Source organism: Psychrobacter sp. 1044 (genome assembly GCF_904846525.1).
Lineage (GTDB): Bacteria > Pseudomonadota > Gammaproteobacteria > Pseudomonadales > Moraxellaceae > Psychrobacter.
Genome location: NZ_CAJHAZ010000010.1, coordinates 149,025 through 160,936, shown reverse-complemented (window position 1 = coordinate 160,936; position 11,912 = coordinate 149,025). Strand labels below are relative to the sequence as shown.

General features: G+C 42.6%; 9 protein-coding genes. 3 read left to right on the top strand and 6 right to left on the bottom strand.

Features of this window, described 5'->3' with window-relative positions:
• Positions 1-166 precede the first annotated feature (166 nt).
• Positions 167-538, top strand: coding sequence for a DUF4870 domain-containing protein (locus JMX82_RS08980; RefSeq protein ID WP_201540272.1), 372 nt, complete (start codon positions 167-169; stop codon positions 536-538).
• A 118-nt stretch (positions 539-656) separates the two neighbouring features.
• Here JMX82_RS08980 and gorA read toward each other — a convergent pair whose 3' ends face one another.
• The 3 genes from gorA to JMX82_RS08965 all read right to left on the bottom strand — a co-directional run bounded on the left by gorA (position 657) and on the right by JMX82_RS08965 (position 3,486).
• Positions 657-2,012 carry a glutathione-disulfide reductase gene (gene gorA, locus JMX82_RS08975; protein WP_201540271.1) on the bottom strand — a complete coding sequence of 452 codons (1,356 nt, stop codon included), beginning with the start codon at positions 2,010-2,012 and terminating at the stop codon, positions 657-659.
• Between the two features lie 231 nt (positions 2,013-2,243).
• Entirely contained in the window at positions 2,244-2,696 is a 453-nt protein-coding gene (locus tag JMX82_RS08970; RefSeq protein ID WP_010201359.1) for a threonine/serine exporter family protein, read from the bottom strand.
• A gap of 1 nt (position 2,697) precedes the next feature.
• Positions 2,698-3,486, bottom strand: coding sequence for a threonine/serine ThrE exporter family protein (locus JMX82_RS08965; RefSeq protein WP_201540270.1), 789 nt, complete (start codon positions 3,484-3,486; stop codon positions 2,698-2,700).
• Between the two features lie 527 nt (positions 3,487-4,013).
• Between JMX82_RS08965 and JMX82_RS08960 the strand changes: the two genes are divergently transcribed.
• Entirely contained in the window at positions 4,014-4,868 is an 855-nt protein-coding gene (locus JMX82_RS08960) for a M48 family metallopeptidase (protein ID WP_201540269.1), read from the top strand.
• 153 nt (positions 4,869-5,021) lie between these two features.
• Here JMX82_RS08960 and JMX82_RS08955 read toward each other — a convergent pair whose 3' ends face one another.
• The 3 genes from JMX82_RS08955 to uvrA form a co-directional block, all read right to left on the bottom strand.
• Positions 5,022-5,474, bottom strand: a complete 453-nt coding sequence (locus JMX82_RS08955) for a TM2 domain-containing protein (protein ID WP_227676511.1) — start codon at positions 5,472-5,474, stop codon at positions 5,022-5,024.
• A gap of 151 nt (positions 5,475-5,625) precedes the next feature.
• The gene (locus JMX82_RS08950; protein WP_201540268.1) at positions 5,626-6,624 is read right to left on the bottom strand and encodes a hypothetical protein; all 999 of its coding nucleotides are present in this window, start codon (positions 6,622-6,624) and stop codon (positions 5,626-5,628) included.
• Positions 6,625-6,869: 245 nt separating this feature from the next.
• Entirely contained in the window at positions 6,870-9,776 is a 2,907-nt protein-coding gene (uvrA, locus tag JMX82_RS08945; RefSeq protein WP_201540267.1) for an excinuclease ABC subunit UvrA, read from the bottom strand.
• Between the two features lie 705 nt (positions 9,777-10,481).
• Between uvrA and JMX82_RS08940 the strand changes: the two genes are divergently transcribed.
• Complete coding sequence (locus JMX82_RS08940; RefSeq protein WP_201540266.1) at positions 10,482-11,846, top strand: MFS transporter; 1,365 nt, start codon at positions 10,482-10,484, stop codon at positions 11,844-11,846.
• The last annotated feature ends 66 nt before the right edge of the window (positions 11,847-11,912 follow it).

Below are 11,912 nucleotides of genomic sequence, written 5' to 3'. Positions count from 1 at the left end.
TTAGAGAGCCCTGTTTGAAATAGTCTCTTTATTTTAAAGCCTTTATACTTACTTTTACAGATTAGGGACACGCCCTAATAGTACGCAACAACCCCACGTAAATATCAATAAAGACGCTAGCAATAACGATATTAATAATGTTCAAGCAAGCAGCCATAGAACAGATATGCAAGCTGCTAGTACCAAGCAGGACTCTACAAACATAGCTCTCCTAAACTGGTTAGGCTGTTTGTTCTTTGGATTTATTCCACCACTCATTATTATGCTAGTCAAAAAAGATGATGCTTATGTGCAAACACAAGCTAAAGAGGCGCTGAACTGGTCGATCACTTTCGTTATCGGCTATATTGGCTTATGGATTGTGGCAATGATACTTGGCTTTATTCTAGCCTTTATATTTGCGCCTTTAGCGATGATTCCAATGCTAGCGCTGGTATTATTTGGCTTCTCGCACTTAGTGTTTTGCGTAATGGGAGCAATCAAGTGCTCTTCTGGTAAAGATTTTAGAGTGCCTTTTAATATTCGTCTGATCAAGTAACATCAATTTAGTGGTGAACGTTAAAAAAGTATACTGATATAAAACAACCCCATAAGTTGCTTAACACTTATGGGGTTGTTTTATAGAGTAGGCTTTCTATTAATACTACCTAATCAAACTAACGCATTGTCACAAACTCTTCTGAGCCAGTTGGATGAATGGCAACCGTATTCTCAAAGTCCGCTTTAGTCGCTCCCATTTTGATGGCGACGGCAAAGCCCTGAATCATCTCATCGACACCAAAGCCAAGACCGTGTAGACCAATGACTTTTTCCTCATCGCCCAAGCACACCAGTTTCATCATACATTTCTGACGATGCTGGGTCACCGCGCTATACATAGAGGTAAATGTTGAGTTATAGCATTTGATATTGTCCTTGCCATAGCGCTCAACCGCGTCGATTTCAGACAATCCAATCGTACCAATAGCAGGATGGGTAAAGATAACCGTTGGTATCAACGTATAGTCCAAATGCTCATTAGGTTTGTTGTTAAACAAGCGCTCGGATAAACGGCGACCGGCGGCAATCGCTACTGGCGTCAAATCAACACTGTTTTCGATGATATCGCCTACTGCATAGATGTTCTTAACATTGGTATTTTGGAACTTATCGACTTTGATTTTGCCAATTTCGTTCGTTTCCACACCCGTCACTTGCAGGTTGATATTGTCTGTCGATGGCGCACGACCAATCGCCCAAATCAAGCAATCTGTCGTGTCTAGGCTGCCATTTTCGGTACACAAAGTCAGGCTACCATCTTCGTTTTTATTGACTTCCGTGAGCGTGGTATTGGTATGCAATTGAATACCGTCTTGCTCCATCTCTATCAGCAATGCCTCTACTACACTGTGGTCAAAGGAGCGTAGCGGTGAGTGTTGGCGTACGTATAAATGCACCTCAGCGCCCAAACTGTTTAACACGCCTGCGATTTCAACAGCGATATATCCAGCTCCCACAATCGCCACGCGTTTTGGCAAATGATTCAACGCAAAAAAGCCATCAGAGTCGATGCCGTATTCTGCGCCTTTGATATCTGGCTGAATCGGGTGACCGCCGGTGGCAATCAAAATATGGTCAGCGGTAATCAGTTCGCCATTCACTTCTACAGTATTGGTATCGACAAATTTGGCAAAGCCTTTGATCACTTCTACACCATTTTTGGCCAAGTTATTGTCATAAGAGCGATGAATATTTTCGATATATTGTTGACGGCTCTGCACCAGTTTTTGAAAGTCAAAACCTTTAACATCCACATCAAAGCCATAGTCTGGGGCATATTTATGAATAGCCTCGGCAACTTGCGCGCCATACCACATCACTTTTTTGGGAACGCAGCCCAAATTCACACAAGTGCCGCCCAATTGATTGGCTTCGATAATGGCGCATTTTTTGCCATAGCTCGCCGCACGGTTGATTGAAGCAATGCCACCGCTGCCGCCGCCAATGGCGATATAATCATAATGTTTTGTCATGGTTAAGTCTCTTTAGTCAATGCATGTTGGTGCAATTTTGCCGTCTATTATTTTTTAATTCTGTTGTTTTGAACTCTATTGTAATGGGTATCATTATTAATCTTACAAGGTTTTGCTTATGAGGATGTACCAGCTAGCATCAGAATATAAAAGCATTTAGGCGAAAATAGCCTGACATCTAATAATGCTATCTAAACCCATTTAAACCCAACTGGACCCATCTAAACTTACTTAAACAATGGCACGTCGTCTATAAAATAACAGTCCCGGAATGGATAAGCCAAGCACCAATCCTGAGGTGACAAACAACGCTTCAAACAAATACACCATCATTTGGCTAAATAACTCGTCTGAAAAACCAAAATAACCAATCTGTACCATACTGACCATCGCCTTATACGCGGCGATACCGGGCATCATACAAATGACACTAGGCGAGATAAGTGCTTTGGGTGGTAAGGTATATTTCTTAGAAAAATACACGCCCAAAAAGCTGGCAAGCATTGCCCCAAAAAAGCTGGCAACCACGAGATGTACATGCTGATAAACGAGAGCAGTCTTTAATCCGAAGCCAAAAGCAGTCATCAGCAAACAAGGCAAAATATAGCGTTTGGGTACGCTGAACATGAGCGTCCAACCAAGGGTAATAATACATGACAGCACAACAGTTTCAATGAACCACATCTCAAAACCCCCAATGCTGTATGCGTAGTAAAACCAGCGCCATCACAATACCAACGCACGCGGATAGGGTGAGCATATAGGTAAATACCGCACGCCCAACGCCAATATTGACATAGCCTTTTAAGATATCTGAGAACGAGTTAATCAAAGGAAAGCTGGGCACCAGTAGCAAGACGCTAGAGGCAACCGCAATATCGGCATTATTACCAATATCAAAATAGTAGGTCGTCGCTCCAATTAAAGAAGCAATAAAAGCCGTCACAATGACGGTGATAAAGGGATTAAAGTGATGCTTGGACAGATAAATACGGGTGAACATCGCCACCATACCTGCGATAAATGTCACGGCGGTAATCGACCAGCTGCCACCATTTAGATACGCAAACGCTGCGCAAGACGCACCAACAAACATGCTGACTAACCATGTTGGATAAACGGTCTTATCCAACTCATCAAAGGCGAGGGTCGTGCGGTCAATTAAATCGGTACTGTCTACGGTAGCTTCAGTTTTATTGACGATTTGCTGAATTTGTACCAATAAATTGACATTGATGCTTTGATTGATCGTGTCTCTGGTGGTGGTGATACAGCGCTCGTCACAGATGGTCGTAAGGGTGATGGCGTTAAAGTTCAGCGAACATTCGACGCTGTTCATCCCCAACGCAAGCCCTAAGCGTTTGGATAAGTCCACGACTACGGCAGACTCAGCGCCATACTGCATAAGGAGTAAGCCGCAGCGCACGCATAGTCGAGTAATGCGTTGCTGCTTTACGTAGCTGATAGAGGTCATGGTGAGACACGCAGGTTGGTTGGTATGGATACACTATTATAAAGGGTCTAGGTGCTGACGCGCAGACATTATCGGACATTATGTTTGATGCTACGATAAATTATAAACTTTTTCGACAAAGAGAAAGTAGAACGTACGGTAGCTGCGCGAGTGATAAATGTGATTCGAGCGTTTATTTAGGTGGAATCTATTGCAGGATGCTCTCTGAGCAGCGATTTTAATTAAAGGAATAAAGTTGTAGGCGTCAAATGGAGGCTGGCTGGGGTTTGTGATATCAAACAAATAATAGATTATAAAATTAATAGACTTTTGTTTTCTATAGTGATAATCTCTTCCTCGATAATTCAGACACATTACTTACATGGTAATTACATATTAATTGCATTTTAGTTACGTTCTCAATTATATATCGCTCTCAATTAGTGTATTGCATGACATAGATTTCGACACTGGAATTTTAAGTCTATCAATTTATTGCCTTTAGCTTAGCTATTTAACTTAATTGTATCTCTCAACTAGGACGTCTAATGACCAGTTTTCATAAAATAAAAAATGCGCTATTGCTGACTACTATTACTACTTTAGCAGGGTGTACTACGGTCGCCGATATGGCAGGGTACGATACGGCTACATTAAATACCGATGCGGCTAAAAGTTACTCTCAAGTGGTCTCTAAAGCCAGTAGTCAAGGCGCGGTAGATAATACTTCTGCTACCGCCATTCGAGTTAAAAACGTCTTTAATCGTATGAAGCCCTACGCCGTTCGCGCTAATACAACAGGCGTTCCTTTTGATTGGCAAGTCACGGTTATACGGTCACCTGAATTAAACGCTTGGGCAATGCCGGGTGGTAAGATGGCTTTTTATACCGGTATTGTAGAAAAGCTACAGTTAACAGATGCAGAGATCGCTGCGATCATGGGACACGAAATGACCCATGCGTTATCTGAGCACAGTAAAAAAGATGCTGGGCAAAAAATCCTGACTGGCTTAGCGCTGCAGTTAGGTGGTGCCGAACTACAGTCAAGAACAGGGTTAAGTGATGATGCGTTGGGTTTGATTAGTGACTATGGACTTGATAAGCCATTTTCTCGTAGTCAAGAGTCACAAGCCGATGCGGGTGGTTTACGCTTGATGGCGCAGGCAGGCTACAATCCAGAAGCTGCCGTTGCAGTATGGCAAAAAATGGAGGCTGCCAATGGTCGTAGCAACACCATAGCTACTTTAATGTCTACGCATCCAAACTCTGGGCAGCGTATCGCTAAAATTCAGGCACTTTTACCTGAGGTTACGCCCGTTTATCAAGCGGCTGCGAAAGCACCTGCTAACGCAACTAGTGGGGCAACGACTGGAGTAACGACTAGAACCATTAAACGTAAATAACTCAGTAAATGCTATCAAATCAGTGAATGTTATCAAAAAAGGTAAGTCAAAAGACTTACCTTTTTTTTGCGAAGAAATATCGAAAAGTGGTTGGTTTGGACTTTATCTGACGTCTGGATATTGGGTGTTGTACATCCAGCTAGCCTACGCTGGCTAACCAAAACGTCTATTGAACTCAGACTCACTCGTAAATAACAATATTATTACTTCGAAAAGAGAAATTATTGCTGGTATGAATGTCCAACAGAACAATAAATACAGAATACCTAGGAAAGCCTGATTTAAATAAAATTTATGTATCCCAAAACCACCTAAGAATAAAGCTAAAAGTATGGCAACGCCTTTGCTTTTTCTACTACTGTTTACCCGCACGATAGTCGTATGATTTTGAGTTGGTAAAGGTGGTGGAACAGCTCTAAAGGGTGCAGGTTTAGCAATAGGAAAGCCACAATTATTACAAGAGGCGCTTTGATTACTAATCGACTCAGAGCATTCAGGACATTGGATTGAGAACCTAATTTTAGAAGTTGGGAGCCCACAGTTGGTACAAGAGACGCTTCGATCGCTAATTTTATGCGTGCATTCAGGACAATTTATTAAAGCCATATTTATTCCTTTATTTCGCTAATAGATGGCTTATCCCTATAGTCAAAATCGACTACATTTGTTCTGTCTAATTCGCTTCTGGGCTTATTTTGATACATTACTTGTAAATAACACCAACTTGTATCCCCTAATTTCACTCAGATGGTTTATCTTACATACAATTGGCACGCTCAATAGCCTTCCACTGACTATATTCTGGGTCGTCCTTCCCAAGGTAAGCACTGTTTACTTTTATAGCTTGTTCACATATTGCTCGTTCATCACTTTTTCTGCGTGCTATGTCCCTTTCTTTTTCATCATCCGCTGCTTTATTAACTACTTTTTCGTTGTAAGGTTCTTTTGTTTTTATTGGTGGTTCCCATACTTTATATTCTTTCTCACTACCCGAAGGGGTATTCGATAATAAAACTTCCCTCGGTATTGCTTGTGCTGATATCTCTGGCTCTGGCTTGAATTGATCCAATGTTACTTTTTCAATTACTCCGTTCTTGGGAGCTTCTAGCGTTACTACTTTCTCAACTACTTCATGATGTTCTATGTTTTTTGACGCTACTCTTTTGATTGAACATATGAAATTAACAATATCTTGATCTGTCCAGTCTGGAGTTGGTGTATACCAATCTCCTAAATCTGCTACTTCTAAGGCTTTAAGATTATCTGAAGATGTTTTTCTTATCGTATTGTTCGAACAGTCAATCTGCATCTCTCCATAAGCATCACTTTCATTTCCTCTACGTGCATATTTAACATTTTCAATACCGTGAGATGCGAAGTGAGAAATGAGAAAGTACCGCCCATCTTCACTTGAACCAGAAAGTAACATTGGTATTTTTTCTAGTGGAGTATCAAATACCGATTCTTCGATTTGTGGTGACTCTTCGTGAAACTCTGACTGTCCTTCACGGTATTCTTCGACCCTCTCTGTATAGCTGTTGTAGCTACTTACAAGCCAATAACCAATAGCAACTATGATAATTAGTAAGAAGATAGTTGCTCCAGAACAGCCGCTATTTTTTTGTCTTTGACCACTACTTGCTGGAGAATTATTGTCATCTATCTGTTCTGAAGGCGTAGGGAAACCACAACTAGGACAAGCAGTACTTTGATCACTAATTCTTTTAGAACATTCAGGACAGTTAATTAAAGCCATTTTTTTCTACTTTATCTTCATGTGTAATATCATCAGCACATTTCTGCAAGGGTAAGTACTACAAAGTTGTTTAAATTGTTGGTAAATAAGATAAAGATTATAACTTATCAGTAATTTTTGAGCAACAAATGTCAAGATTTTATACTTTTTAAAATAGAGTTTTTAAAGTCTATTTTATATATCACCACCAACAAAAAAGCCACTCCCTAAAGAGTAGCCTTTTCTTAACAATTAACTAGTTTCTACTAACTCACTTCTTTCATCGTTTGCTGAAGCATCGGCTTCAAGAACTCACCAGTATACGAGCCTTTCACTTCTGCCACTTCTTCAGGCGTACCTTCCGCGATAATCAGTCCGCCACCTTTACCGCCTTCAGGGCCAAGGTCAATCACCCAATCCGCCGTTTTAATGACGTCAAGATTGTGCTCGATGACCACGATGGTATTACCTTTATCGCGTAGAGTATGCAGGATATTGAGCAGCTTATCGATATCATGAAAATGCAAACCAGTGGTTGGCTCATCCAAGATATAGAGCGTCTGTCCCGTATCGCGTTTGGCCAGCTCACGCGCCAGTTTGACACGTTGCGCTTCACCGCCTGATAGCGTTGGCGCAGACTGACCTAAACGAATATAGCTAAGACCAACATCCATCAAAGCTTGCAGACGACGATAAATCGCTGGAATGGCTGAGAAGAATTCAGTGGCATCTTCGACGGTCATATCTAGGACATCGGCAATATTTTTACCTTTATAGTGAATCTCTAAGGTCTCGCGGTTATAGCGCTTACCTTCACAGGTATCACATGGCACATACATATCAGGTAAGAAATGCATCTCAACCTTTATAAGACCATCACCTTGGCACATCTCGCAGCGTCCGCCTTTGACGTTGAAGCTAAAGCGACCCGGTTTATAACCGCGAGCACGCGCTTCTTGCGTTTGCGCAAACATTTCACGTACCGGCGTAAACACACCGGTATAAGTCGCTGGGTTTGAGCGTGGCGTACGACCAATCGGACTTTGATCGATATCGACCATTTTGTCCAAATGCTCAAGACCACTAATGCTGTCATGCTTATCAGCGATAAGCGTTGAGGCGTTGTTTAACTGGGTTGCAGCTAATGGCATAAGGGTACGGTTGATCAAAGTTGATTTGCCCGAACCTGAGACACCAGTCACACAAGTCATAATACCAACGGGAATGGTCAAATCTACATCATGCAAGTTATTACCTGAGGCACCTTTTAGCTCAATCGTCATCGGAACTTGTTTGGGCTTGGCTTTACCTTTGACTTCCATATCGATCGTTTTGGCTTTATGACGAATGGCTGGAATCTCGATTCTCTTCTTACCAGACATATATTGTCCAGTCAGCGATTCTTTGTTTGCCATAATGTCATCGACCGTACCCTGAGCGATAATATGACCGCCATGTACACCTGCACCGATACCAATATCGATGACGTGATCCGCTTGGCGAATGGCATCTTCATCATGCTCAACGACCAGTACGGTATTACCCAAATCACGCAAGCGCGTTAGAGTTTTTAGCAGACGGTCGTTGTCGCGCTGATGTAGACCAATCGATGGCTCATCAAGTACATACATCACACCCATTAGTCCTGCGCCAATTTGGCTAGCCAGACGAATACGCTGTGCTTCACCGCCCGATAGCGTTTCAGCAGAGCGGGCGAGTGATAGATAATCAAGCCCGACACTGACAAGGAAGTTTAAGCGCTCATTAATCTCTTTAAAGATTTTTTCCGCGACTTCGCCTTTGTGACCGCCAATTTTTATCGTTTTATAATAGTCAGCGGCATCACCGATAGACAGCTTGACGATTTGAGCAATGGTTTGATCATCAACACGCACGTTACGTGAAATCTCATTGAGACGCGCACCATCACAGACATTACAAGTTGTATCGGCTAAGTATTTCGCCAGCTCGTCACGCACGAGGTTACTTTGCGTCTTCGCATAACGGCGCTCTAAATAAGGCAGCACCCCTTCAAATGGCACAGTCTTGTTGGTTTTACGCCCGCGCTCATCAGTAAAGTTAAAGGTCAGCTTCTCTTTACCAGAGCCTTGCATAATCAGATCTTGCTGCTCTTTGGTCAGATCTTGCCACGGCGCATCCATGTCAATTTTAAAATGCTTGCAGACAGTGCTCAGTAAACCAAAGTAGTAGGCATGACGTTTATCCCAACCATTAATCGCGCCTTGATTCAGCGATTTTTCATGATGGGTAATCAGCTTTTCGGCAGAAAAATATTGACGTTTACCGAGACCATCACAGCTTGGGCAAGCACCATATGGGTTGTTAAAACTGAACATACGTGGCTCAAGCTCAGGCACGGCACGGTCACAGACAGGGCAAGAGTGCTTAGCTGACATGACTTGATTGTCATCGCCGCCTTCTTTTGGATTGCCATCCATAAAGTGTAGCGTCACCAGCCCTTGACCCAAACGCAGAGCGGTTTCTAAGCTTTCAGCGACGCGATTGCCTAAGTCATCACGAACTTTAAAGCGGTCAACCACCACTTCGATGGTATGTTTTTTCTTTTTATCGAGTGTCGGTAGCTCATCGGTATCGTAGACATCACCATCGACGCGCACACGAACAAAGCCTTGACCAATTAATTGCTCAAGCAACACCGTATGCTCACCTTTACGCTCACGAATCACTGGAGCTAAGATCATGATTTTGGTGTCATCTGGTAACGCCATAACCTGATCAACCATTTCGGTGACCGACTGCGCCACCATTGGTTCACCATGCTCTGGGCAAAAGGGCGTACCAATACGCGCATAGAGCAGGCGTAAATAGTCATAAATTTCGGTAATCGTCCCGACGGTAGAGCGAGGGTTATGGTTAGTCGATTTTTGCTCGATAGCAATCGCAGGGGATAAGCCTTCAATACTATCGACGTCTGGTTTCTCCATTTGTGAGAGGAACTGACGTGCATACGCCGACAAGCTCTCGACATAACGACGTTGCCCTTCGGCATATAAAGTATCGAATGCTAGTGAAGACTTACCAGAGCCGGATAAACCTGTAATCACCACGAATTTATCTCGTGGAATGTCTAAATCGATATTTTTTAGATTATGAGTGCGTGCGCCGCGAACCTTAATATACTCGTGTGCCATCGGTGTTAGGTTTCCTATTTGCTAAAAGGGGATTGAAAATATCTCAAATTAAAAGCTAAATACAGATCAATTAAATGGTTGGTTAAAAACGTGAATATTTTGTAAGTTTATAATGTGGTTATAAATAGTTTTATTATCAAAGATTTTGCTATAAATAATATTTTTGTAAAGTGTTCATACGTTGATGAAGTGAGAGCTATAGATGCCTAATTTACTGTTTTAATTTTTATTGCTGAGCGGTATGCTACTTGGCGTTCATTTTGCTGTTTTCTTATTCTACAGCCTTTGAGGTGATTGGTTTTCGTATGACTAAGCAAATCTAAATCAAATCAATGTTAAGTAGTAGTCATCTTTTGTCATGGTTTTGACCAAAATGTCGTTTTATAGAGGAGTTTGTCATCTAAGCGATCGCTCTAGCTGACGAGTAATAATGTTTATGACGCCTTACTTTATTGTCATGGCGACCGCATTATTCAAGGTGTGATTGCGCATCCGATGCAGTTGGTAACAAAATAATCGCGTAATATGAATGGCTTGGGTTGAGACGGTATAGGAGGCTGCACCAATAAGACAAAAGTCTCGGCAAGCAAACGGCGAATGTCTTATACTAGTGGGCTTAATTTGTAGCTAAAGTCTTGATAGCATCACAATAGTATAAGCAGCGCAGTAGTGATAAATCAGCAATGACGAACCAGTGAGGCAAGTATGAATAGCGTAGAGAAACGGGCAATCCTCGGGGTCGGTGGTATATTTGCTTTGCGGATGATTGGTCTGTTTATGATTGTGCCTGTGTTTTCTGTATATGGTGACAATTATGCGCACGCGACGCCGTTTTTGATTGGCTTAGCCGTTGGTATTTATGGCTTAGGGCAGGCGATATTTCAGATTCCCATGAGTTTGGCTGCGGATAAATTCCCGCGTAAGCCGATTATCTTTTTAGGACTCATCTTATTTGCTCTCGGTGGTATCATTGCGGCAAATGCGACGGATATTTACGAGGTTATCATTGGTCGGGCGCTGGCAGGTAGTGGCGCGGTTTCTGCGGTATTGATGGCGTTATTGGCTGATGTAACGCGCGAAGAGATGCGTACCAAAGCAATGGCGACGATGGGCTTGACCATTGCGACTTCTATCATGCTCGCTTTTGCCTTTGGTCCGTTATTGGTTGGCTCGCTGGGTATCTCTGGTTTATTTTGGTTGACCTCAGGCTTTGCCGTATTGGCAATGCTGTTATTGTTGTTTGTGCCGACACCGTTACGAGTACTTAAACACAATTTAGACAATAAATCGATTGGTCAACAATTAGCGACCGTCCTAAAAATTGGCGATTTAAACCGCCTACATATCGGTATCTTTGCTCTGCATCTAACCATGACGGCGATATTTGTGATATTGCCGCATCAGCTTAATGAAGTGATGGGTTTATCGGTACGTCAGCAAGGTTTAGTATATCTGCCTTTATTATTTATCGGTTTTGCTGTCGCCATTCCTTTTATTATCATCGCTGAAAAGAAACGCAAAATGCGTCAAGTATTCTTAGGCGCGATTGCGTTAATGACCGCTGCTTTAGCGATATTGGCCATTGGCAGTCAGGTTGGCGTTGGTATTATATTAGGTCTGTTGTTGTACTTTATGGGCTTTAACTTGCTTGAGGCAACGATTCCTTCATGGATATCTAAGCGCGCCCCAGTCGCCAATAAAGCAACAGCGATGGGGCTAAATTCATCGAGTCAGTTTTTTGGTGCGTTTGTTGGCGGCGCGATGGGTGGTTTGTTATTAAGTCAGCCGAATTTGCTGGCATGGGGTATTTTAGCCGTCATTATGGCCGCTGCTCTGCTCATTATCATTCCGATTGCACAGCCCCCTTATTTATCAAGTACCACTGTTACGATTCCCAAGGATATCAATATCCAAGACTGGTCACGGCAAATGCTGGCGGTAGATGGCGTGGATGAGCTGGTCGTGATGGCAAAAGAACAAGTGGCCTATCTCAAGCTAGACAAGACACAATTGACAGATGACTCGCGGATGCAGTTATCGAGTTTGGCACAGAGTCCGCTAGATATTTAACAAACGGTATAGACAACGTACTTAGGCGAGTAGAGGTAAGGTTGAATAGGCAAAACCTGAGTAGAC